The organism is Streptomyces longisporoflavus (genome assembly GCF_014649775.1).
GTDB classification, from domain to species: domain Bacteria; phylum Actinomycetota; class Actinomycetes; order Streptomycetales; family Streptomycetaceae; genus Streptomyces; species Streptomyces longisporoflavus.
Genome location: NZ_BMTR01000002.1, coordinates 386,149 through 409,035, shown reverse-complemented (window position 1 = coordinate 409,035; position 22,887 = coordinate 386,149). Strand labels below are relative to the sequence as shown.

The window sequence follows — 22,887 nt, the reverse complement described above, 5'->3', positions numbered from 1 at the left end:
TCGTTCGGTCATGGCTCTCTCCTGAACGTTGCGGCGATGCGGAGGCCGCATGCTGTGAGAACGGTCGTTCTCCGCCGAGGGTGCCGACGATAGGAGAACGTGCGTTCTCGCGCAAGGGTGCGGGTGTCCGCCGCAGCGTAGTAAGGTCGGAGAACGACCGTTCTCGTCTACTTGGAGCCGTCATGGATCGCGCCGAAGCGGAAGCCAGGCTGCTCGACGCCGCCGAGGCGCTCTTCTACGAGCGCGGGATCCAAGCCGTGGGCATGGACCAGGTGCGTGCCGCGTCGGGCGTCTCGCTCAAGCGGCTGTACCAGCTCTACCCCTCGAAATCGGAACTGGTCCTCGCCTGCCTGGAGCGGCGTGACCGCCGCTGGCGGGCCAGGCTCGCCGAGTACGCGCAGAGCAGACCGGACGGGGTCGAGCGGGTCCTCGCGGTCTACGACTGGCTGTACGAGTGGTTCTCCGAGCCGGACTTCCGGGGCTGCGCCTTCATCAACTCCTTCGGCGAACTCGGTGCCGTGGACCCTGCGGTGGCCGACGCCGTCCGTGCGCACAAGGGCGCCTTCCACGATTACATGGCGGGCCTTGTGGCCGCCGCGGGCCATTCCGGGCAGACTGTCGGCACGTTGGTCCTGCTGGCGGAGGGGGCGATGACCACGGCCGCGATATCGGGGTCACCTGAAGCCGCGCGCCAAGCCCGTCTCGGCGCCGCCCAGTTGCTGGCCAACCGGTAAGCCGTTCCGTCACCCGCGCCTATTTCGACGTGACGGGCGACCCGACGGACGAGGAGCTTGCCGCCGGGTCGCCACGCCGCCCGGTGTTCCGCCTTGCGCAGCCTCAGCCCGCCTTGGCCCCCGTGTGCAGCGCCAGGGCGCCGCGGGCCTGCACGGTGGTCTCGATCTTGCCGTCGTCCCCGACGGTGACCGTGTTGCCGTCGCAGCTGTCGGGGGACGCCTCGGCGACATTGCAGTACGTGCCGCCGGGCAGGGACGTCGTGAACGTCTGCTTCAGTTCGCCGTCGCCGTTGTTGAGGGCGACGAAGCCCTTGTCGCCGCGGCCGAAGGCCAGGGCGCTGCCGCCGTTGTCCCACCAGTCGGTCAGCTCGGCGGCGCCCACCTCGTTGCGGAACCCGACCAGGCCGGTGACGTCCTGCCGGGCGTGCGTGTCGGTCCAGCCTTCCGTGCCGCTGGGCGGTCCCGCGTCCTTGTCGGACCATTCGTAGCCGGAGTACACGTTCGGGGAGCCGTAGGGCGAGGCGAGCATGAAGGCGTTGGCGAGCGCGTAGGTCGCGCCGTCCTTGTAGGTGAGCGTCGAGCCGCCCCGCTCGGTGTCCCAGTTGTCGACGAAGGTGCGGGCCGACGCGCTGCCCAGCTTGCCGTCGGCGACCGACTTCAGCCGGGCGATGTCACCGCCCTGGAAGGCGCTCTTGAGGTGTCCGCCGTAGCGGAACTCGTCGACGTCCCCGATGCCGGTGTACTCCTCGGGCTCGACGGCCTCCCCGCCTCCGTGGATGACCTCCGACACCCAGAATCCGGGGTCGCTCATCTTGCCCTTGACGGCGGCGACGTCCTTTGCCGACATGTGCTTGGCGGCGTCTATGCGGAAGCCGTCCACGCCCAGGGAGCGCAGGTCGTCGAGGTAGGCGGCAATTGTCTTGCGGACGGCCTCGCTGCCGGTGTCGAGGTCGGCCAGGCCCACCAGTTCGCAGTTCTGGACGTTGTCGCGGTCCGTGTAGTCGTCGATGCTGGTGCGGCAGGTGTGGAAGTCGGCGTCCCGGAAGTAGCCGGGGTAGTCGTACTTGCCGTACCGCGTGCCGCCGGTGCCCGTTCCCGACCCGGCCGCCATGTGGTTGATGACGGCGTCCGCGATGACCTTGACGCCCGCCCGGTGGCAGGCGTCGACCATGCTCTTGAACGCGGCGCGGTCGCCGAGCCGGCCCGCGATCTTGTAGCTGACGGGCTGGTACGAGGTCCACCACTCGTCGCCCTGGATGTGCTCGGAGGCCGGCGACACCTGGACGTAGCCGTAGCCCGCCGGGCCGAGCTGGTCGCTGCAGGCCTTGCCGACATCCGCGTACGGCCGCTCGAACATGGTGGCGGTGACGGTCTTGTCGCCGGGCGGTGTGGCCTGCGACTGCGAGGGGGCGAACGTCGCCAGGCCGGCCGCGGCCAGGACCCCGGCCGAGGTCGCGCCGATGATGCGGGAACGGTGCTGCATGGTGCGGCTCCTTCGGGACCGGGCACAGCTGTGCCCGAGAAGGGCAGCGGCTCGTGGGGGAGGCTGCCGTGGGGGGATTCCGAGTCGGAGCCTGCCGTCCGCGCATGTACGCGTCAATGATTTCTGCAAGATATTTCAACTACCCGTTCCCGATGCGGCTTTCGTGGCCTTCGCGGCGGGCAAGATTCGCGGATTCGGTGTCCAACGGGTGTACGCGGTCGGCGCGACCTGCACGGGTGCCTTGCTGCAAGAACTTGCGCGCATTCGGTTCTTACTCGGGGGTAGGCTCGGCGGCCCGCTTGTTATACCGTCTGTCTAACAAGCGGGCCGCGGCGCGTTGCGGAACGGCGCCCCGGTCCGTTGCCTGAGCGAACAAGAGAACGTACGCATCAGAGTCAAGGAGCCGCAGCATGGCAAGCAGCACTGTTCGGCCGGCATCGCAGAACCACCCCCAAGAAGACGACGTCGCCCGGCGGTTGCTCGACTCCGCCGCCGAACTCGCCTATGACCCGGCCACCGAAGTGGACTGGGACACCCCTCTCGACCGGGACTTCCACGGCGCGAGCCCGGAATGGTGCTCCCTGTACGGCACGGCCTACTGGCAGGAGCTCACCGAAGCGCAGCGCAAGGAGCTGACGCGGCAGGAAGCCGCCTCGGTGGCCAGCACCGGGATCTGGTTCGAGATGATCCTCCAGCAAATGGTGCTGCGCGACGTGTACATGAAGGATCCGGCCAGCGACGAAGTGCAGTGGGCGCTCACCGAGATAGCCGAGGAGTGCCGGCACTCGATCATGTTCGCCCGCGGTGCGCGGAAGCTGGGCGCGCCCGCCTACCGGCCCAAGCGGTTCGCGATGGAGCTCGGCCGGGCCTTCAAGACGGTGGCCTTCGGAGAGGCGGCCTACGCCGCGATCCTGGTGGCCGAAGAGGTCCTCGACGTCATGCAGCGCGACTGGATGCGCGACGAGCGCGTCGTGCCGTTCGTCCGCACGATCAACAACATCCACGTCGTCGAGGAATCGCGGCACATGAAGTTCGCCCGCGACCAGACGACCAAGCGCCTCTCCGGGGCGGGCCCGCTGCGCCGCCAGATCAACGCGTTCGTCGTCGCCATCGCGTCGTACTACATCGTCACCAGCATGGTGAACCCCAAGGTGTACGCGAACGCGGGGCTCGACGAGAAGCGCGCCCTGGCGGAGGCGAAGAACAACGAGCACCACAAGTCCATGATGCGGTCCAGTTGCTCGGGCCTCATGGAGTTCCTGGCCTCCTCGCGCCTGCTCACCAAGCCGGCCCTTGCTTTCTACAAGCGCGCCAACCTCATCTGAGCCACACCGTTTCGAGCAGCCCGGACAACCTCGTCGAGCAGCCCGAGCAGCCCCGAGCAGTTCCGTTGTGAGTTGATCCCAGCCGATCGGACTGAGAACCAGCCGATCCGAGCCGAGCGAGTCGAGCCGACGCCATGACCTCCTACGCCATCACCCAGACCTGCTGCAACGACGCCACATGCGTGGCCGTGTGCCCGGTCAACTGCATCCACCCGACGCCGCAGGAACGGGCGTTCGGCAGTACGGAGATGCTGCACATAGACCCGGCGACCTGCATAGGCTGCGGCGCCTGCGCCGACGCCTGCCCGGTCGAGGCGATCTTCCCGGTGGACAGCCTGCCCGTCGCGCAGCAGGAGTACGCGGAGATCAACGCGGCGTACTTCGCGGACCGGGAACCCGAACCGGCCCCGGACGGACCGAACTTCCACGCCTGGGACGAGCCGTCCTTCCCGCGGGTCCTGCCCTCGGACTTCGCACCGCTCAAGGTCGCCGTCGTCGGCACCGGACCGGCCGGGATGTACGCGGTCCAGGACCTGCTCCTGCACACCAGCGCCGAAGTGACCCTGATCGACAGGCTGCCGCAGACCGGCGGCCTCGTACGCTTCGGCGTGGCACCCGACCACCCCGCCACCAAGAAGGTCGGCGACACCTTCGCCCGCTTCCACACACACCCGCGGGTGCGCATGCACCTCGGTCTCGACGTGGGCGCCGACGTCACCGCGCAGGAGCTGGCCGCACACCACGACGCGGTCATCTACGCCGTGGGCGCATCGGCCGACCGCACGCTGTCCGTGCCGGGCGAGGAGCTGCCGGGCAACATCTCCGCACGGTCCTTCGTCGCCTGGTACAACGGCCACCCGGAGGAGGCGCCGGACGCGATCGACCTGTCCGCCGAGCGCGTGGTCGTCGTCGGCAACGGCAACGTCGCCCTCGACGTCGCCCGCATCCTGCTCGCCGACCCCGACAGCCTCGCCCGCACCGACATCGCCGACCACGCGCTGAAGGCGCTGCGCGCCGGCAACGTGCGCGAAGTGGTCCTGCTGGGACGCCGAGGCCCCGAGGACGCCGCGTACACCAAGTCCGAACTGCTCGCGCTCGCGCACGTGCCGGGCATGGACCTGGTCGTCGACGACCATGACCCGCGGGTCGCGGCGGCCATCGACGAGGCGGACCCGACGACCGATCCGAAGGGGAGAGCGGCGCTCCTGCGAGACGTGACGCGCGCCCGCGTCGACTGGTCCGAACCGCCCGCTCCGGGACGGCGCATCGTGCTCCGCTTCCACTCCGCCCCCGTGGAGATGGTCGGCGAGGAAGCCGTCCGCGGCGTGCGCGTCGTGGAGGCGTCGGGGGAGCGGACGATACGGGCGGACATGGTGCTGCGCGCGATCGGCTACCGCGGGGTGCCGGTCGCCGGGCTGCCCTTCGACGAGACCACCGGCACCGTCCCGCACGAGGGCGGCAGGGTGACCGGACGGCCGGGGACCTACGTCGTGGGCTGGATCAAGCGGGGCCCCAGCGGCGGCATCGGCGCCAACCGCACCTGCGCCGCCGAGACGATCACCACGCTCCTGGCCGACGCGGTCGCCGGCGCGCTGCCCCCGCCGCAGCGCGCGCCCAAGGCCTTCCACCGGCTCGCCCGGCGCCGCAGCCGCTCGGGGAGCGCCGTACTGAGCCGCTAGCGGCGGTCTGCGGGGGCGCGGGTCACGCGGGGCGGGACTCGGCCAGGGTGTGCGCGACCAGTGCGTTGGCGTGGCCGTGCCCCAGGCCGTGCTCGGTCTTGAGCCAGCCGACGAGTTCCATGTGCTTGGTCAGCGGGGAGGACCGGATCAGTTCCTTCCACTCCGCGACCGGGCGCCCGTACTTCTTCTCGATCGAGGGGAAGTAGCTGGCAGGGCCTTTGGTGGTTTCGGTCATGGTGAGGCAGTCCCGTCTCTCGCGATGTTGTCGTGAAGTCGTCAATAAGACGGGTGGGTCCCGATCAAGTCATCGGCCGTGTGTGGTGACCCGCGTCACATTCCCTCTCCCCTTCCTTCACGTGAACCAGGCGCAGCCGCATCCGTTCGTGTGCGGGTGGCGCGTGGCCTGATTCCCCTGGTGTACGCGTGAGTCGAGCATGGGCAGACGTAGTATGACCAGCCGGTCGGGGGGCGACGGCGGCGGGACTGCGCAGGGCAAGGACCCATGGAGACGGCGTGAACACGGACACCGACTACCGCTTACTGGGTCCCGTCGAAGCAGGGCGAGAGGGCCGCCGACTCTCCCTGGGCGGACCCAAACCCCGGGCCCTGCTCGCCGCGCTGCTCCTGGAACCAGGACGCGTGGTGTCCGTCGACGCGCTGATCGACGCCATCTGGGGCGAGCGGCCGCCGGACACGGCACGCTCCCTGATCCAGTCGTACGTCTCCGCGCTGCGCCGCGCGCTGTCCGCCGACGCCATCGAGACACGGCCGCCGGGCTATCTGGTCCACGCGGACGCCGCCCGCGTCGACCGCAACGAGTTCGAGCGCCTGTGCGCCCGGGGCAGACAGGCCGCGGCCGACGGCGATCACGCGGCGGCCGCACGGCTGTTGGGAGACGCCCTGGCCCTGTGGCGCGGCCCCGCACTGGGCGGGATCGGTGAAAGCCTGCGGGCCGTCGCCGACCAGCTGGACGAGGCGCGGCAAGCCGCCCTGGAGGAGCGGATCGCCGCGGAGCTGGCGCAGACGGGCCGCGAGAGGGAATTGATCGGTGAGCTCACCGCGCTGGTCGCCACGCATCCCGGCCGGGAGCGGCTCCGCGGCCAACTGATGCTCGTCCTCTACCGATTGGGGCGCCAGGCCGATGCCCTCGCGGTGTACGCGCAGGGACGTGACGTACTGGCCGAGGAGCTCGGGATCGACCCCGGCCCCGACCTCAGGCGGATGTACGAGGCGATCCTGCGGGCGGACGACGAGCTGCTGCCCGCCGCGGCGGACACCCCCGGCCCCGCACCCGGTAACACCGCCGCCGCCCCGGTCGCCGCCCTCCTGCCGCCCGCCATCGGCGACTTCACCGGCCGTGACACGCAACTCGCCGACGTGCGCGCCGCGCTGTCCGAGCCCCGCGAGGCCATGCCGGTCGTCGTCCTCTCCGGGCCCGGCGGCGTCGGCAAGTCCACCCTGGGAGTCCGCGCGGCACACCAGGTCGCCGACGCCTACCCGGACGGGCAGCTGTACGCCGAGCTGCGGGGCGCCACCGACCCCGTGGCACCCGGCGAAGTGCTCGGACGGCTCCTCTACGCCCTGGGAGCCGACCCGCCCGACGGGGACGCCGAGCGGCGCGATCTCTTCCGCAGCCTGGTCGCCGGCCGCCGCGTCCTGCTCGTACTCGACGACGCGGGCAGCGAGTCCCAGGTGCGCCCGCTGCTTCCGGGCAGCGCCAGCTGCGGGGTCCTGATCACCGCGCGGGCCCGCCTCGGCGCCCTGCCCTGCACCCACCGCGCCGACCTGGACGTCCTCGACACCGAGCCGGGCACCGAGCTTCTCGGGCGCGTCGCGGGGGAGCGGCGCGTCAGGGAGGAGCCGGACGCCGCCCGGCGCATCGTCGAGCTGTGCGGCGGGCTCCCGCTCGCCATCCGCATCGCCGGCGCCCGCCTCGCGACGCGCCGGCACTGGACCGCGCGCATGCTCGCCGACCGGCTCGCCGACGAACACCACCGCCTGGACGAACTCGCCGTCGGCGACCTGGAGGTCCGGGCCGGCCTCGGCATGAGCTACCGCGCCCTGGACGCCCCCGCCCGCACCGCACTGCGGCGCCTCGGCCTGCTCGCCGCGCCCGATGTGGCCGCATGGGTGGTGACCGCGCTGCTCGACGTGCCCGAGGCGGAGGCGGACCGCGTCGTGGAACAGCTCATCGACGCCCAGCTCCTGCACTGCACCGGCGTCGACCGGGCCGGCCAGCCCCGCTACCGCCCCCACGACCTGGTCCGCGTGTACGCCGCCGAACGAGCAGACGCCGAGGACCCGCCCGCCGAACGGGCCGCCGCCGTCGGCCGCGCCCTGGGCGCCTGGCTCTGGCTGACCGGCCGTGCCGCCTCCGCGACGCCGTCCGGCGCCGTCGAACTGCACCGCGGGCTCCTGTACTCCAACGGCTCGGACGGCGCCGCCGCGGTCGCCCTGCGCCGCCTCGTCAGGCCCGTCGGGCCCGAGGCCACCCAGCGGGCCCTGGCCGACCCGGCCGCCTGGTTCGAGGCCGAGGCCGACGCCATAGCCGCGGCCGTCGAGCGCGCGGCCTCCCTCGACCTGCACACCCTCTCCTGCGAAGCGGCGGCCGCACTGTGCTCCTCCGCCTACACCGTCGGCAACCGCTTCGAAGCCTGGTGGCGCACCCATGACGCGGCGCTGGCCGCGGCCCGCCGCGCGGAGGACAGGGCGGGCGAGGCCCTGCTCCTCATCGGACTCGGCCAACTCCGCTACGAACAGGACCGGTTCACCGACTCGCAGCGCTACTTCAACCAGGCGGCCGAACTCTGCGCCGAACTCGGCGACGTACGCGGCAGGGCCGCCGCCTTCGCCGGGCTCGGCAGCGCCCGGCGGGAAGCGGGACGGCTGCGTGACGCGCAAGAGACGCTCGTCCGCGCCGTCGAGGGCTTCCGGCAGCTCAAGGACGACCCCGGCATCGGCCTCTCCTGCCGGTACGCCGGATCCGTCCAGCTGGAGCTCGGCGACTTCGACGCCGCACGCTCCTTCCTCGACGAGTCGCTCCGGGCCTACCGCAGGCTCGGCAGCCGCCGCGGCGAATCCCTCACCCTGCGCTCCATCGGCCTGGTGCACCGCGCACTGGGCGAGTACGCACAGGCGGAGGAACTCTCCAGCCGCGCGGTGGACCTCCTGAGCACCCTTGGCGACCCGCTCATGCTGGCGTACGCGATGCAGGCAAGGGCCAAATCCCGTATCCGGCTGGGTCGTTGCGCCGAGGCGGCGGTGGAGATACGCGGTGTCCTCGATGTCTGCCGGGGCCACCACGACCGTTTCGGCGAGGCGCTCGGGCTGCGTACGCTCGGCGAGTGCGAGCTCGCCGCGGGCCGCCTCGACGCGGCCGAGCGGCATCTGACCACGGCCGCCGAGCTCTGGAACGAGCTGGAGCTCCCCCTGCCCCGCGCCCGCACCCTGCGCGATCTCGCGGCGGCGCGGGAGGCCGCGGGGGATCCGGCGGGGGCGGGGGCGCTGCGCGCCGAGGCGCGGGACATCTTCACTGCGTACGAGGCACGCGAACGGCACGAGCCCGGCCTCTGACGTCCCCGCTGGAGAGGACCCTGCAATCCGCTTGGCGCGGACTTGCAGAGAACTTGCAGCGGAGTACGTCATGCTCGATTTGTCGGCGGGTGAACACGCCGACGGCACGGGGGATCGCAGGAAACAACGGGGGACTCAGCGGAATTCAACGGGGGAAGCACGGGGGGAAGGCCACTGATGCCTCGTACGGCCCACACAGCCGGCACCGTCGGCCGTGTGGGCCGCTCGTCGCGTAGCGCCCCAGCCGGCGCCAGGGCGGAGGGGACTCCGGGGGCGGGCGGCTGCCCGTCCCCGGAGCTGTGCCCGCCACCGTCGCCATGAAGGGGCAAGCATGTCGTCGATCATCCTCATGAACGATCCCAGAGTCGTCGGCATACCGGTCCACGAATGCGGCGAACCCCTCGTGGACCTGCGCCAACTGCCTTTCGTGGACGTCGACGACCGCCTCGCCGACTCCGCCGGTGCCTACGCCCAACTACGGGAGGGCGTCGCCTGGCGCCTGGCCAGGGCGGCCCGCCTCCTCCCCGAGGGCCTGCGCCTCCTGGTCACGGAGGGCTACCGCCCCCTGCCGCTGCAGATCTCCTACTTCGAGGAGTACGCGGCCGAACTGCGCAAGGCGAACCCCGGCTGGTCGCAGGAGTACCTCCACCAACAGACGAGCCGCTCCCTCTCTCCGCCCGAGGTGGGCCCTCATGTGGCGGGCGCGGCCGTCGACTTGACCCTGTGCACCACATCCGGCACGGAACTCGACCTGGGCACCCCGGTGAACGCGAGCCCGGAGGAGAGCGAGGGCGCCTGTTACACGGACAGCCCGCTGATCCCCCCACCGGCCCGCCGCAACCGCCGCACCCTCACCGCGGCCCTCGCCACAGCCGGCCTGGTCAACTACCCCACGGAGTGGTGGCACTGGTCGTTCGGCGACCGTTACTGGGCGCTGGCGACGGGGGTTGCGGAGGCGCGGTACGGGCCGATGACGTTCGAGGCCTAGGGCGCGCCCTAGGTACCGCCGCGACTAGCCGGCCAGGTGACGAGAGCGTTGGCGATCCGGTCGACGCTGGTCTCCGTATACACGGAATGCTCCCGGCGAGAGGCATCCCGCAGAACGATCTCGTACCCGCCTTCGTCAAGCACTCCCACAGTGGCGAACCAGGGCGGATCGTCCATGTCGGGCTGAATGACGAGGAAGGTGTTGTCCGCGTCGTCGAGGTCCTCGACGAGCATGAACAGCGAGTCCTCGGAGGGATTGTCGATACGACTCCCGTTCTCGCTCTCGGCACGGAAATACGTGGGCCTCACTGGTATCCGTCCTCGTCCGGCGCGCTGATTCGCGGATCAACCGCTCGAATCCGCTCACCAAGGCCACGAAATCCACTTGCTGCACTTGCTGCGCCTGCTGCTGCTCGAACCGTGACCAGGCTGACGCTGTCCGTACCCAGGGCCGCGATCGCAGGCCGGGGCAACGCGTAGAACTCCCACTGGGAGATGTCGAGCGGGTCATAGGCATCGTGTTCACGGGCTGCCTGAACGGCGAAGACATAGACGTCGGCGTTGTACGTCTTCGCCTCCGCGTAACCGCGATCGGGCGACCAGGTACGAGCGCGGAGCCCGCCGAACCGGATTTGGGAGGGCGTTCGCTGCTCCCAGGCCTGCAAATAGGCGGCGGCCTTGACCTCGACACGGAGCCCGTCATCCGTCTCGACGTCGTGGCTCGCCCATTCCACGCGGGTCCGACGGGAGTTGAGCGCTCGGTGCACCAAAAACTCGGCGAACAGACCACGCGTGTTGTTCATACGGAGATCCGGCATGGCAAACCGCCAGAAGTCGACCACGGTTGCATCGGGGCCGCCGACAATCGCCTCGTCGCCGCGAAGCGGGGGTATGGGACGTGGGGACAGAGGTGGGCGCGCCGGCTTCTGCATGGGAGGCAGTCTGTCAGGCCGAGGGGAGCGGGTGCTGAGACAGGCGTCGGCGGGCATCGTAGGAGTGGCTACGGTCACCGCATGCAACGGGGCACCCTCATCAGCACGCCCCGTGAAGGGGTGTCAGGCGGCCGTGGTAGGGCGCGGGTCGCCGTGGAAGACCTGTTGGGCATGCCAGTCGCGGTGCGTCGTGGCAACTGGGGGCGAGCCGGGCTGGGGGCCGATGAGGGGGCGGCCCGCGAGGGCTATGACGTGTTCGCGGGCAGCGGCACTGTGACCGACGAAGCGTTGTGAGACCAGGATGCGCTGGTCGTCTCCCACGCCGAGGACGCCCTTGTCGAGAAGCTTGTGGTGCAGCGCGCACAGGCACAGCCCGTTGTCGACCTCGTCGGGTCCGCCGAACGCCCACCAGCGCACGTGGGCGGCTTCCAGCCCGACCGGTACCGCGCCGATCCTGCCGTCGTATCCGCAGAAGGCGCACCGGTATTCGTAGGCGGTCAGCACCAGTTCCCGCATGCGTGAGCCCCGCTGCCTGCGTACCACCGAGAGCTGCTCGGTCTCCGCCCGCTCCAGTTCCAGGCCGACGGCCTCGCGCAGTTCGCCGTGCAGGGAGGGCGGGAAGTGCAGGTCGAGGAGCAGCCGCGTTATTTTGCCGAGCAGATCCGGTTCGCGTCGCAGCGCCGCTCGCAAGTCCGGCGCGAGCTGCCCGGTGGCGCCCCTCTCACGGAGGTCCCGAATACCGCTGCCAGGGCTGCCGGGGCCGCGATCGGTGCGGACTTCCCATACGCCGTCGCTGATCAGGTGGTGAAAGGGGTAGGCGGGGGTCGTCTTGTTGGGCGGGCCGTACTCGTTCAGGAGGCGCTGCAGGTCCTCTTCGACCGTGCTGTAGAGCAGGCCGCCGTCGGCATCTTCCTGGAACCGGCCAAGGGCGTACAGGAGCAGCAGAGGTTTGTGCGGAGCACGGATACCGTTCCGGCTCCACTGCCTCAGCTTCGCGATCCGCTCCAGCCAATCCATGGCGGCTGATCGTAGACGACCGCGATGCCAGGAAGTCGATCGCATCAAGGACGCGAGGAAGGAATAGAGGCGATCGAACAATCGCACAGATGCAGGGGCGTCGCGTTCGCCAGTGGACGCGATTGCTCAAGCTCGGTTACGCAGCTGGCGAACATTCCGCCGGACTGGCGTTGATCTGGCGTTGATCTGGCGCAACGCACTCGCTGAGTTCCCGCGGTCATTGCGTGTTGATATCTGCGTCCACGATCGCAACGAAGCATCCCGGCCGCCACACCGCACCGTCAGGCTCGCTCCCTACGCGGAGGAGGCGAGTCGTTCGCGTACCCACGCCGGGTCGGGGTTGACGTGTGGCGTGTTCGCCACGATGAGGGTGGGGACGGTTTCGTTGCCGGCGTTGGCCGATCTCACCACCGCGGCGCCCGCCGGGTCGCGCCAGATGTTCACCCAGTGCAACTGCCTGGCGCGGCGGCCCAGTCGGATGCGCAGGCGCAGGCAGTACACGCAGCCCGGCCGCCAGAACACGATCGGCCGGCCGTCGTCGGCGCTGCGGCGTTGTGCCTCCTGCGCGCCGATCGAACGGGGAAAGATCAGGGGCGAGGTCGCGGCCGCGAGCAGTGCGAACAGCAGCAGGAGCGCCACGGCCGCAACGGGGTTGCCCCTCAGCAACTGCCCGGCGGCGATGACGGCACCGCAGAGGACGAGCAGCATCGGCAAGATCCAAGCACGCATCATGATGACGCAGGATACGGCCGGTCAGCCTGCCTCTTCGATATCGTCGGACCGGTCGAGGGCGACCGCCAGGCTCGGTACGGGGGCGAAGCCCGGGAAGAGCCCGGTCACCCGCAGGATGTGCAGGGTCAGCGGGTGATCGCAGACCAGTTGCAACTCCCCGCTGTGGTCCAGGATGCGTCGCCGGGCCCGGCACAGCAGGCGCAGCCCCGAACAGTCGAAGAACTCGACATGGCTGAGGTCGATGATCGCTTCGAGGGCCGGTAGGGCCGTGTACATGTCCAGGGCCGGGGCCATCTCGAGGGCGGCGCTGACATCGATCTCGCCGTGGAACTCAAGGATCAGGTGACCCTGAGTGCGGTACGTGTGCAGGTGCCCGGTGGTGGGCGGGGAGCCGTCGATCATGGTGGCATCCTCGGTGTGGACGCGGCCCTCAGAAGTGCCGAGAGGGAATGGGTCTGATCTCACCGGGGTCTTGGGTGATCGTGTGCGACGGACCGAAGGACGCGGCACAGTTGCGTGCCCGGCCGCGGCAGCGGTCCGCGTATCCCTCAAGTGCCCTGGTCGGACGGGCAGGCGAGGGGTTTCCATAATGGACCCATCGGGCGACGTTAGGCACTCTTCTGAGGTAACTCGGTTTTATTTCGGCGGAATTGGCGACACTTGGGGATTGGCGCCGGGCCGGCAGCGTCCGAATGGGCTGGCTGGGCCGACTGGACGGTGCGGACAAGCCGTCGTAGCGTCGACGTCACGCCCCGGACCTCGGCGCTTCTGGTGGACGCGCACCTGCCCCGTGCGAACGACCTGCTCCCGGCGGTGCGCATGGTGTTACCCCTGTTTCCACGGCGTGGGGAGGCGTCGATGGGACGGACCGTGCGGATGACGAAGCTGCCCCGCATCGCCACCCGGGACCCGGCATCCGCCGCGACCGCCGCGACCGACGGGGCCGCCGCGACCGACGGGGCCGCCGGGACCGCCGGGCGGGACGGGCACAAGACGGCCCTGGCGCTCGAAGCCGGACGCGTGGAGGCCTCCGCGGACGTCCTGGCCGAAGTGGCCCTGGCGGTGCTCACGGCATCCGGCGCGTCGAGACCGCTGGCCCACCGGATGAGCGACGCGGCCGGCGTCGCCGCGCATTACGTGATCGGCCACAGCAGCGCGGCGCACATCCGTCTGCTGGTCAGCGTGCACGAGGCGCGGATCACGCTGGCGGTGACCGACTACGACGGGCGCAGTCCGCGGCCGCCGGCCTGGCTGCCGGTGTCACGCCACGACACCCTCGAACTGGCGGGACTCTGCCCCGGCGTCGACCCCCTGCGGACGTCCCCGGACGCGGCGGACGGCCTGCAACTCCACCGCACCCCGGACGGGCACATACGCCTGGCCCTCTGCGTCCCCTGGCAGTCGGCCCCCGCGCTTCCGTGATCCCGCGGCCGCCGCGGGCGGTCACCGGCATACGTCACCGGTAGCGGTCACCGGCGTACGTCACCCGGAGCGGGCGACGTGCGGCGAGGCGGTGGAGCTGAGGGTGTCCGGCAGGAGCCGGTCGGTCCGGCCGGTCCCTGCTACGAGAGGACACCGTCATGCGGATCGCCTTCGCGGCCCTGCCGCTGGCGGGGCGCGTCGTCCAGCAGCTCGTGCGCGTCACCATTCTCGACATGTCGACGCGACTTGCGGCACAGGCGTTCCTGGCCGCGCTGCCGATGCTCATCGCGGTGGCCTCGTTCAGCCCGCACGCCGTCCGGCAGGAACTGGTGCGCTCGCTGCGCACCATGCTCGGGTCGAGCGGTCCGGTGGTGGAGCGGGCCGAGGTGGTGTCCGCGGCCGGGGACACCGTGTTGCACAACTGGGGCGCGGCCAGCGTGCTGGTAGCGCTGCTGTCCGCCACGGCCTTCACCCGCGCCCTGCAACGCATGTGCGAACGCTCCTGGGACCTGCCACGCCCCGCCGTACGCCTGGTGGCCTGGCGCTGGGCCGTGTGGCTTCTCGTGTGGATCGCGATGCTCATCGTGCAGGGAGCGCTGCACCGGGCGTTCGGCGCGGGACCCGTACTGGGGGTCATCCTGCAGTCCCTCGCCGCGGTCCTGATGTGGTGGTGGACCCAGCACCTGCTGCTCGCAGGACGGGTGCCCTGGCTGCCCCTGCTGCCCGGCGCCGTGCTCGCGGGTGTGGGAGGAGCTGCCTTCAGTGCCGCGTCGGGGCTGTGGCTGCCGCGTGCGCTACGGATGAGCGAGCAGCGCTACGCGGCGCTCGGCTCGGTGTTCACCGTGCTGTCCTGGCTGATCCTGTACTTCACCACCATCGTGTTCGGCATAGCCGTCGGCCGGATACTCGCCCAGGAGGAATTCCTGCGCCACTGGCTCGGCGGGCCGAGGGCGGATCACTCGGTCGACGCCGCGGTGACCCGGCCGGCCCGCACGGCGGCGGCCAGCGCACGGTGGTCGCGCTCGTTCTGGTCGGCGTACGACTCCGCGAACCGCGCCAAGGCCCGGTCGAAGGAGTCGGAGCCGCCCAGATAGGCGGCGACGGCGATCCGGTCGCCGGAGCGCGCATGCGCGCGGGCCAGGGTCGCACCGCACATCCGGCCGAACAGCCGCATGACGTCGGGGGTCATCAGCTCGGCCTGGGGTATGGCCTTCCAGTCCCGCAACTGCCGTACGTAGAAGTCGCGTTCGCGGCCGTCGAGTCCTGTCACCCGCTCCCAGCCCAGGAACATGTCGCTGGTCGCCTGCATCAGACGCTGCCCCGCGACGACCCGTTCTCCCTGATTGAGGTGGCTGCTCACGCCCGCGAACTCCGCGAGGACCGACGACGACGCCTCCTTGGCCTGCAGCAGGAGCGGGTCGTCGTCGTCCCGGCCGAGCAGCAGAATGATCCAGCAGCGGGTTCCCACGCTGCCCACCCCGACCACTTTCCGGGCCATGTCGACCACCCGGTACTGGGCCAGCAGTGCCTGGCGGTCGCCGGGCAGCGTCAGCGCGTACCGGTCGATCAGCTCCCGCAGTTCGTGTTCAAGCTGCTTGCGCTCGACACCCGGCATGAGGTCGTGCAGCGGGGTGATCAGGGGCGGGTCGGGCGTGATCCGCAGCTGGCCGTCGACCACCCGGGCCAGCTTCTCCAACGCCTGGAGGTGGTCACGGGTGCGGGCCTTCTTGAGCGCGCGGGACATCCTCCGCCGCGCCCCCGTGTCCAGCTTGCCGGACATCGTGGCGAACAGCTCCTCCGCGTCGATCCGCGAGTACCACACGTCGAGCGTCCGCATCCCGGCGAACTCGCTCATCGACTCGCGGTACGCGCGCACCGTCGCGCGCACCACGCGGGCCCGCTCCGGCGTCTTGAAGCCGTTGTCGCGCCCCGCGATGACGAGGCTGACCACGAGACGTTTGAGGTCCCACTCCCATGGCCCGGGAAGCGTCTCGTCGAAGTCGTTGACGTCGAACATCAGATGCCGCTCGGGTGAGGCGAGCAGCCGGAAGTTCAACATGTGCGCGTCTCCGCACAGCTGGGCCCGCAGCCCGCTCGACGGGGAGGTGGCCAGGTCGGTGGCCATGATGGCGGCTGCTCCGCGGAAGAAGCGGAACGGCGACTCCAGCATCCGCCCGTAGCGGATCGGCACGAGCTCCGGGATCCTGCTCGCCGACTGCCGTTCGATCACGTCGACCGGGTCGGGCCGGTCTGGTGCGGGTACGAACTCGGCGTGGTCGGATCGCCGGGCATGGTCGCGGGCGGCCCTGCCCAGGGCTGCCCGTTCCCGCGGGGTGAGGTGCTGGTGCGTGGTCTCGGTCATGGCTCGCTCCCTCCAGGCGCTGAGGACTCTGGGCCAGGAGCGGCCGCACGGCGTCACCCCGGCGGTGTGAGGTCGCCTCTCAGGGGTGAGGCCCCGGGGCCCTCCGGGGCCGCAGACTGGGAGGCATGGAACCGACGATGCGAGGACAGCGATGGCTGGCCCGGGCGTCCCTGGCATCCGCCGCTGCCGCGGTCCTGGTGCTCGCGGTGTTCGCGGGGTTCAGGACCTTCGCGCTGCTCGGCGTGGGGCTCGCGGGCCTGGCGGTCACGGCCGCGGCGGTCTGGTGGATCCTCAGCAGGCGCGGCCTGCCGCGGATCCTGGCGGTACTGCTCGCGCTGGCTGCTCCGACCTGGGTGCTCGTGGAGTACACCCGGGCCCGTCTCACCTGGGTGGTCCTGGTGTCCGCCGCGCTGTGGCTCCTCGCGGCGGGCGCGGGCCGCGCCGCTCTTGCCCGGCACAAGGCCCCGGAGACGATGCCCGAGCGGCCGGCCGGGACGTTCCGCCGGCCGGTCCTGATCATGAATCCGCGCTCCGGCGGCGGCAAAGTGGGACGGTTCGAGCTGCGTGAGCTCGCGGGCGCGCGCGGGGCCGAAGTGGTGCTGCTTGAAGGCCCCGGTGAGACCGATGTGGCGGCCCTCGCGCGAAAGTGCGCGGCCGAGGGCGCCGATCTGCTCGGCGTCGCGGGCGGCGACGGCACCCAGGCGCTGGTCGCCGAGGTCGCGGCCGCCCTCGATCTGCCCTTCCTGGTCATCCCGGCGGGCACCCGCAATCACTTCGCCCTCGATCTGGGCCTGGACCGCGACGATCCGTCGACGGCCCTGGACGCGTTGCAGGACGGGGTGGAGCTGCGGGTGGACCTCGGCCGGGCCGGAGGGCGGCCCTTTGTGAACAACGTGTCGTTCGGTGCGTACGCCGAGGTGGTGCAGAGCCCGGCGTACCGGAACGACAAAACGCGTACCACCCTCAAGCTTCTGCCCGATCTCCTCGTGGGCCAGGAGGGGGCCCGGCTCTCCGCACGCGCCGGGGAGCACGAATTCTCGCAACCGCAGGCCCTGCTGGTGAGCAACAACCCCTACGGCACCAAGGACATCGCCGGGCTCGGCCGCCGGACACGGCTTGACGGCGGGGTTCTCGGCTGCGTCGGCGTGCGGGTCACCAGTGCCGCCCAGGTCGCGGGGCTGCTGCGGGGAGAGCAGGCCGCAGGCCTGAACCGGGCCACCGCCGCCTCCGTGATCGTCGACGCCGACCAGGAGGAGATCCCGGCCGGCATCGACGGCGAGGCGGTGCATCTGAGCGTCCCCGTGCACTGCGAGGTGCGGCCCGGGGCCCTGCGGGTGATCGTGCCGAGGAAGCGGCCGGGGGCGTACCGGGAGCGTCCGCGGCTCGACTGGCGTCAGATCGGCAGGCTCGGGCTGACCTTCCGGAGCTGAGAAGGGCTGGCCTCCCGGCGCCGGGTGACCGGCCGCGGACCAGCCGCAGGACCGGCCGCGGGACCGGCCCGGCGACCGGCCACGCCCGTCTAGAGAGGCGCTCCGTAGACCTTGTGCGCCTGAGGATGGCCGTACACGGCCAGTGCCCAGATCACCAGAACGTCGAGGCCGATGATGATGGCCGACCACACCGGGTGGTACGGGGTGAAGAAGAAGTTCTCCATCGCGCTGAGCCCCGCGACGGTGATCCCGACGGCACGGGCCCAGGTGCGACCGCTGAAGAGGCTGAACGCGGCCGCCAGGACGACGACGCCGGAAATCATCTGGATCCAGCCGCGGACGTTGGGGTTGAAGTCGAAAGGGTATTCGTTCTGCGACTGGTAGTAGTTGTCGCTGAGGACCGTGGAGAGTCCCGCGATCGCGTGGAACGTGCCGATGATGCCCAGCACACACACGGCGAAGACGACTCCTCCGACGGCGACCGGATTGACGCGCGGCTGCGGTTCGGGGACATCGGAACGGGCCTGGCCCCGAGAGACCTGATCTGCCATGTCGAACCTCCTCATGGGTGAACCCGGAGCATCCGCCCGGCCCCGCCCCCGCCGGTTCACCCGCAACGGATGAGCCCGCCGGCCCCGGTGGGAGCGCCGTCACCCGTGCAAGGTGATGCCGTCCGCGGTGGGGCCGCGAGAATGGCGGCCGATGGCCAGGCCGTCGTACAGGAGGTGTCGCCATGGGCGGGGCACAGGAGGAATCGGGGCCCGGGCCGGCCGGTACCCCACCCGGCGGCGCCGACTTCGAGATCCGCGTCAGGGGCAGGATCGGTGAGGCTTTCCGGTCGGCCTTCACAGAGATGACGATCGTGCTGCGCCCCGCCGAAACGGTGCTGGTGGGAGCGGGCCTTGACCAGGCGGCGCTGTACGGGATCCTCGACCGCATCGAGGCTCTCGGCCTCGAACTGCTCGAAGTCCGCAGGCTGCCCGGCACGGGAGGCTAGACCGCGGCGCCGACCGGTTTCCGGAGAGGGGCGGGATCCTGTTCGAAAAGAGCCGACCAGCCCCTTCCGCAGCGGTGCCGACCGCCTCACGGTGTAGGGGTAATGCCCTGCACATGGGGAGGTGAGGGGCATGTCCGTGGCGCTGTGCGCCGAGTCGCGAAGCGGCTCCAGGGGTGGGGCGGGCGAAGTTTCCGTCCTGCACGGCCGGTTGCACGTTCTCAGCCGAGAAGCCCGAGCGGCCGATAAGACCGATCTAACCGATCTGACCGGTACAGCCGATGCGACCGAACCCGCCGTGACGGCCTGTCTGGTATGGGTCGCAGGCGCCCTGGTACGGATCGCGGGGGGTATGGGCGACCTACGCAGTGCGGGTGCGCTGGTGGGGGAGGCGGCCGCTGTACTGGCCTTCGTGCCCGCGCAGCCGGAGCGGCCCGCCCGGCTGCCCGCGCAGCCGTTGACGCAGTGTCAGCTGGCCGTGCTCCGCAGGTTGCGACAGGAGGTGCCGCTGCGTCAGATCGCCGACGATCTGTACGTGTCGGTGAACACGGTCAAGAGCCACGTCCACGCCGTGTACCGGAAGCTGGGCGTGTGTTCCAGGGCCGAGGCCGTGGAGCGGGGGCGCGCGCTGGGACTCTGTTAGCGCGGCGCGTCTGCCGCGATCGGGAAGCACCGTCGCCCGTCCCGTTCCTCACAGGATCTGGAGTTCGCGGGCTCGCCGGACGGCGGCCGAGCGCCGGGTCACGGCGAGCTTGCGGTAGACGCTCTTGAGATGCGTCTTCACGGTGTTCACCGAGAGGTACAGCTCCTCGGCGATCTCCTCGGTGGTCATCATCTGCGCCAGCCGGCCCAGGACATCGCGCTCGCGCGCGCTGAGCCGCTCGGCCGGGGCACCGACGAGGGTGAGGGCGGGCCGCGCCGCCACCTGCTGCGGCGCGGCGCCGACGGCGCCCCTGTGGCGCACTGAGTCGAGCAGGGAGACGCACGCCGGCACCACGGCCCGCAGCAGGGTGCGGGGCAGCCGGGACGCGGCCACCACGTCACCGATCGGGACGACCGCCGTACCGCCCCGCTCCACCGCCGTCGCCAGCCACGCAAGCAGGGAGGCGACCTCGGAGAGGAACACGTCGGGCATGGCACGCAACACGGCGTCGGCTCTGGTGAGTTCGTGCCGCGCGCGGCCGGGTTCGGCCCGTGCCAGTTCGACCCAGGCGCGCACGAGGTGCAGGGATCCCTGGGAGCGCTCCGCCACGGTCCAGGCGGGCAGGGGCGGCTGGGTGGCCTGGGCGGCGAGTTCGTCGGCGCCCCGGAAGCGGCCGCGAAGCGCCTCGAGGAGTGCGAGGTCGACGAGGCAGTCCCGGCGCAGCGCGCCGTTGCCCGCGGCGCCCGCGGCCTTGAGGCCCCCGGTGAGAGAGGCTTCGGCGGCCTTGAGGGCGCCGGCCCGCAACTCGCCGCCACCGCGGATCATCAACGTGAGCGCGGGAATCTCGGGATGCTGCGACAGGCCTGCCTGCGGCAGACGCGCCAGAGCCGCCTCCGCGTCGGCCGCGGCGGCACGGGCCTCCTCGGGGGCACGGGAGTGCAGCTGGTCCATGCGGATCACGGCGTGGGCCAGGCGGCACCGGACGGCGCGGTCCTCACCCGCCGTCAGCTCGGCTATCAGTCGCTCGGCCAGCTGGAGATGGCGGCAGCACAGCTGATCGTCGTCGCGCACCCGGGCGACCGCCGCGGCGAGCAGAGCGGGTTCGGGGTCCCGGGCCGACAACTGTTCGGGCAGCTGCCGGATGAGCTCGTCCGGCAGTCGCAGCCTGGTGAGACCGAGCACCTGGCCGATCGCAAGCCGGTCCACGATCAGCCGGGCCGCCTGGTCCCAGTCGCCTGCGGCGAGCAGGTGCCGTACGGCGTCGGCCAGCAGACCGTGCTCGCCGAGCCAGGCCGCCGCGCGGCGGTGCAACGGCGCGACCAGGCCGGGCGTCTCGTGGCGCAGGCACATCCGCAGTACGTCGGCGAACATCTGATGGCAGCGGTACCAGCCCTGTCCGACGGGTTGCAGGAACGAGTTCTCGCGTACGAGGGCGGCGAAGTGCCGCCCCGCGTCCTCGCCGGAGAGCTCGACGGCGAGTTCGGCGTTCACGTGGTCAAGGACACTGGTCGTGAGCAGCAGTCGGCGCATGCCGTCGGGCTGCAGGTCGAGCACTTCCTCGATGAGGTAGCTGGCGATGGCTTCGTCGTCTCCGGCGAACTGCGCCACGAAACGCTCGGGATCGCTTCGCCGCTCCATGGACATCGCCGCGAGGCGCAGCCCGGCCGCCCAGCCGTCCGTGCGCCGCCGCAGCGCGCTGACCGTCTGCTTCGGCACGTCGATCCCGTGCTGGGCCAGCAGCGCCGTCGTCTCCCGGTCGTCGAAGGCCAGGTCATCGGTCCGCAGCTCGGTCACCTCGCTGGTGAGCCGGCCCCGGTGCAGGTGCAGGGGAGGGTCCCGGCGGGCGAGCACCACCAGGCGCAGCACGCCGGGCAGGTGCCGCAGGAGGCTGCTGACCCCCTCGGCGATCGGCGAGCCGGGAGCGGGCTGGAAGTCGTCGAGGACAAGGACCACCGGTCCGCCGAGCTCGTTCAGATCGGCGGCGAGCGCCGCCACGAGCAGCGGTTCGGCTTCCGGGGTCACGGTTTCCGGCAGGTCGAGGCCGGCCTCGCGCAGCGCGCCGACCACCCGCGGCCAGAAGACACCGGACTGCTCTGCGCGGCCGTCGCAGGTGACCCAGGCGAGCGGGCCCGGCAGGCGCCGGGTGTGGGCCCATTCCAGGGCCAGAGCCGTCTTTCCGGCGCCCACGGGACCCACGATCACCGTCAGCGGTCCGAGGACACCCCTGGCTAGACGGTCGGTCAGACGCGGCCGGGGGACGAGCCAGGCGGGGACCGCGGGCGCTGTGCCGGCGGGCGCCCGGTTCTCGCCTGTGACCTGTGCGGGGCCGACGGACTCGGCCATGGTAGGCACCTCGCTCTCGGAGCAGAGTGCGGCGGCTGCGGCAAGTATGCGGTCCCCGGGACAGCGGGAGCACACGGCAAGCGCCATCTCACCCGGATGAAATCCCGGTGTGAGACGGCGCCTGTCGCGCGGCCCGGTCCGAAGTCGGCGGGCCGCTTCGGGTCACTTCGTCTGCAGGGCCTCGACCAGCTCCTCCTCCCTGTCCTTGGTGAGCGACGTACGGATCACCGTGGGGTTGAAGGGACGTACCGCCTCACGTACGCGGTCGGGTGTCGAGCGCCGGACGAGGGCGAAGAGCGCCGCGCGGCCCGGTTCGAGGGTGCTGGCTGTCTCCTTGACGAAGGCGTCGTTGATGCCGATGTCGGAGAGCTTTCCGGCGATGGCGCCGGTGGCCGCGCCCACCGCGGCACCGAACACCGGCATCAGGAAGAGCATGCCGAACAGCGAGCCCCACAGGGCGCCGCCGGCCGCGCCGGTGGACGTGGTGCTGAACGTCTGGTGCACATGGAGCTTGCCGTCCATGGTCCGCCAGGCGATCGCCGCGTCCTCCAGGTCCAGCAGTTCCTGGCGGGACAGTTCCTTCGCGAGCCGCAGAACTCCTTCCGCCTTCTCCTTGTCCGAGAATCCGAGCACGACGAGATCGGCCATCAGGCCCTCCTCCGGGGGTTGGGGGTCTTGGGGTCCGGCCGGACTTCGGGTGTGACCGGGTCACCCAATTTCTGTGCCATCGCCGTGAGTTCGGCGAGTACGGGGGCCAGTGCCTCGTCGGTGAGGAAGCCCTCGGCGACAGGGACGGCACCGGCGTCGCGGAGGGCTTTGCGCAAGTACTTGGCCCACACGTGTTCCAGCAGGACGAAGGCTGCCGCGGCCCCCGGGTCGAGGGACTCGGCCATTTCCCTGATCTCACCGGAGGTCAGGCCGAAGGCGTTGCCGTCGGCCAGGCTCGGGTAGGCCTCCTCGGCCGCCTTGACGTGCTCGCCCGACAACCCGAGCAGCGCGCCGACGGTCTCGCCCATGCCCTCCGCCTGGAAGTCGAGGGCGAACAGATTCCCGCCGGGCTCCTTGCGGACGAAGAGCATGTCGAGGACGCGGATCTGCCCGTTCGCCTCGAGGATCGCCAGTTCCTCGATGATCCGTCCCTCGAATTTGGCGTCGGGTCCGAACTCGACCGTCAGAAGTTGTACCGGTCCGATCCCAGCCATCGTTTCTCCTCTCGGGAAAAAGCCGCCGT

The 22,887-nt window shown here is 71.0% G+C and carries 21 protein-coding genes; 9 read left to right on the top strand and 12 right to left on the bottom strand.

Features of this window, described 5'->3' with window-relative positions; genetic code table 11:
• Positions 1–182: 182 nt before the first annotated feature.
• Positions 183–734 (top strand): TetR/AcrR family transcriptional regulator, encoded by a 552-nt coding sequence (locus IE226_RS05875; protein ID WP_190079922.1) that lies wholly within the window; start codon positions 183–185, stop codon positions 732–734.
• 103 nt (positions 735–837) lie between these two features.
• On the opposite strand, the gene IE226_RS05870 is transcribed toward IE226_RS05875, so the two are convergent.
• Complete coding sequence (locus tag IE226_RS05870) at positions 838–2,217, bottom strand: alpha-amylase (protein ID WP_190079921.1); 1,380 nt, start codon at positions 2,215–2,217, stop codon at positions 838–840.
• Positions 2,218–2,627: 410 nt separating this feature from the next.
• Here IE226_RS05870 and IE226_RS05865 point away from each other — a divergent pair, with 410 nt between their 5' ends.
• Entirely contained in the window at positions 2,628–3,542 is a 915-nt protein-coding gene (locus IE226_RS05865) for an AurF N-oxygenase family protein (protein WP_190079920.1), read from the top strand.
• Between the two features lie 134 nt (positions 3,543–3,676).
• The gene (locus IE226_RS05860) at positions 3,677–5,221 is read left to right on the top strand and encodes an FAD-dependent oxidoreductase (protein WP_190079919.1); all 1,545 of its coding nucleotides are present in this window, start codon (positions 3,677–3,679) and stop codon (positions 5,219–5,221) included.
• A 22-nt stretch (positions 5,222–5,243) separates the two neighbouring features.
• Here IE226_RS05860 and IE226_RS05855 read toward each other — a convergent pair whose 3' ends face one another.
• Positions 5,244–5,456, bottom strand: coding sequence for a DUF4287 domain-containing protein (locus IE226_RS05855; protein WP_190079918.1), 213 nt, complete (start codon positions 5,454–5,456; stop codon positions 5,244–5,246).
• 278 nt (positions 5,457–5,734) lie between these two features.
• Between IE226_RS05855 and IE226_RS05850 the strand changes: the two genes are divergently transcribed.
• Together IE226_RS05850 and IE226_RS05845 are read left to right on the top strand one after the other, a co-directional pair.
• Entirely contained in the window at positions 5,735–8,794 is a 3,060-nt protein-coding gene (locus tag IE226_RS05850) for an AfsR/SARP family transcriptional regulator (RefSeq protein WP_190079917.1), read from the top strand.
• 331 nt (positions 8,795–9,125) lie between these two features.
• Positions 9,126–9,782, top strand: coding sequence for a M15 family metallopeptidase (locus IE226_RS05845; RefSeq protein WP_190079916.1), 657 nt, complete (start codon positions 9,126–9,128; stop codon positions 9,780–9,782).
• Positions 9,783–9,790: 8 nt separating this feature from the next.
• Here IE226_RS05845 and IE226_RS05840 read toward each other — a convergent pair whose 3' ends face one another.
• The 5 genes from IE226_RS05840 to IE226_RS05820 form a co-directional block, all read right to left on the bottom strand.
• Positions 9,791–10,090, bottom strand: coding sequence for a hypothetical protein (locus IE226_RS05840; protein ID WP_190079915.1), 300 nt, complete (start codon positions 10,088–10,090; stop codon positions 9,791–9,793).
• Positions 10,087–10,713, bottom strand: a complete 627-nt coding sequence (locus IE226_RS05835) for a hypothetical protein (RefSeq protein ID WP_190079914.1) — start codon at positions 10,711–10,713, stop codon at positions 10,087–10,089. The genes IE226_RS05840 and IE226_RS05835 overlap by 4 nt, the downstream gene beginning before the upstream one ends.
• A 123-nt stretch (positions 10,714–10,836) precedes the next feature.
• The gene (locus tag IE226_RS05830) at positions 10,837–11,730 is read right to left on the bottom strand and encodes a phosphorothioated DNA-binding restriction endonuclease (protein WP_190079913.1); all 894 of its coding nucleotides are present in this window, start codon (positions 11,728–11,730) and stop codon (positions 10,837–10,839) included.
• A gap of 294 nt (positions 11,731–12,024) precedes the next feature.
• A complete protein-coding gene (locus IE226_RS05825; RefSeq protein WP_190079912.1) occupies positions 12,025–12,462 on the bottom strand; it encodes a glutaredoxin domain-containing protein in 438 nt (145 codons plus the stop codon).
• Positions 12,463–12,483: 21 nt separating this feature from the next.
• Positions 12,484–12,864, bottom strand: a complete 381-nt coding sequence (locus IE226_RS05820) for an anti-sigma factor antagonist (RefSeq protein ID WP_190079911.1) — start codon at positions 12,862–12,864, stop codon at positions 12,484–12,486.
• A 456-nt stretch (positions 12,865–13,320) separates the two neighbouring features.
• On the opposite strand from IE226_RS05820, the gene IE226_RS05815 reads away from it, so the two are divergent.
• Positions 13,321–13,884, top strand: a complete 564-nt coding sequence (locus tag IE226_RS05815; protein WP_190079910.1) for a hypothetical protein — start codon at positions 13,321–13,323, stop codon at positions 13,882–13,884.
• A gap of 955 nt (positions 13,885–14,839) precedes the next feature.
• On the opposite strand, the gene IE226_RS05805 is transcribed toward IE226_RS05815, so the two are convergent.
• Positions 14,840–16,246 (bottom strand): DUF2252 domain-containing protein, encoded by a 1,407-nt coding sequence (locus tag IE226_RS05805; RefSeq protein ID WP_190079909.1) that lies wholly within the window; start codon positions 16,244–16,246, stop codon positions 14,840–14,842.
• 125 nt (positions 16,247–16,371) lie between these two features.
• Here IE226_RS05805 and IE226_RS05800 point away from each other — a divergent pair, with 125 nt between their 5' ends.
• Positions 16,372–17,676 carry a diacylglycerol/lipid kinase family protein gene (locus IE226_RS05800; protein ID WP_190079908.1) on the top strand — a complete coding sequence of 435 codons (1,305 nt, stop codon included), beginning with the start codon at positions 16,372–16,374 and terminating at the stop codon, positions 17,674–17,676.
• An 89-nt stretch (positions 17,677–17,765) separates the two neighbouring features.
• Here IE226_RS05800 and IE226_RS05795 read toward each other — a convergent pair whose 3' ends face one another.
• Positions 17,766–18,227 (bottom strand): DUF7144 family membrane protein, encoded by a 462-nt coding sequence (locus tag IE226_RS05795; RefSeq protein ID WP_190079907.1) that lies wholly within the window; start codon positions 18,225–18,227, stop codon positions 17,766–17,768.
• A gap of 182 nt (positions 18,228–18,409) precedes the next feature.
• On the opposite strand from IE226_RS05795, the gene IE226_RS05790 reads away from it, so the two are divergent.
• Both IE226_RS05790 and IE226_RS05785 read left to right on the top strand, forming a co-directional pair.
• Positions 18,410–18,673, top strand: a complete 264-nt coding sequence (locus IE226_RS05790) for a DUF8691 family protein (protein WP_190079906.1) — start codon at positions 18,410–18,412, stop codon at positions 18,671–18,673.
• 349 nt (positions 18,674–19,022) lie between these two features.
• Entirely contained in the window at positions 19,023–19,313 is a 291-nt protein-coding gene (locus IE226_RS05785; RefSeq protein ID WP_190079905.1) for a response regulator transcription factor, read from the top strand.
• A 48-nt stretch (positions 19,314–19,361) separates the two neighbouring features.
• On the opposite strand, the gene IE226_RS05780 is transcribed toward IE226_RS05785, so the two are convergent.
• The 3 genes from IE226_RS05780 to IE226_RS05770 all read right to left on the bottom strand — a co-directional run bounded on the left by IE226_RS05780 (position 19,362) and on the right by IE226_RS05770 (position 22,858).
• Positions 19,362–21,656 (bottom strand): winged helix-turn-helix domain-containing protein, encoded by a 2,295-nt coding sequence (locus IE226_RS05780; RefSeq protein ID WP_190079904.1) that lies wholly within the window; start codon positions 21,654–21,656, stop codon positions 19,362–19,364.
• Between the two features lie 162 nt (positions 21,657–21,818).
• The gene (locus IE226_RS05775; protein ID WP_190079903.1) at positions 21,819–22,304 is read right to left on the bottom strand and encodes a DUF1269 domain-containing protein; all 486 of its coding nucleotides are present in this window, start codon (positions 22,302–22,304) and stop codon (positions 21,819–21,821) included.
• Complete coding sequence (locus IE226_RS05770; RefSeq protein WP_190079902.1) at positions 22,304–22,858, bottom strand: DUF1269 domain-containing protein; 555 nt, start codon at positions 22,856–22,858, stop codon at positions 22,304–22,306. The genes IE226_RS05775 and IE226_RS05770 overlap by 1 nt, the downstream gene beginning before the upstream one ends.
• Positions 22,859–22,887: the final 29 nt, after the last annotated feature.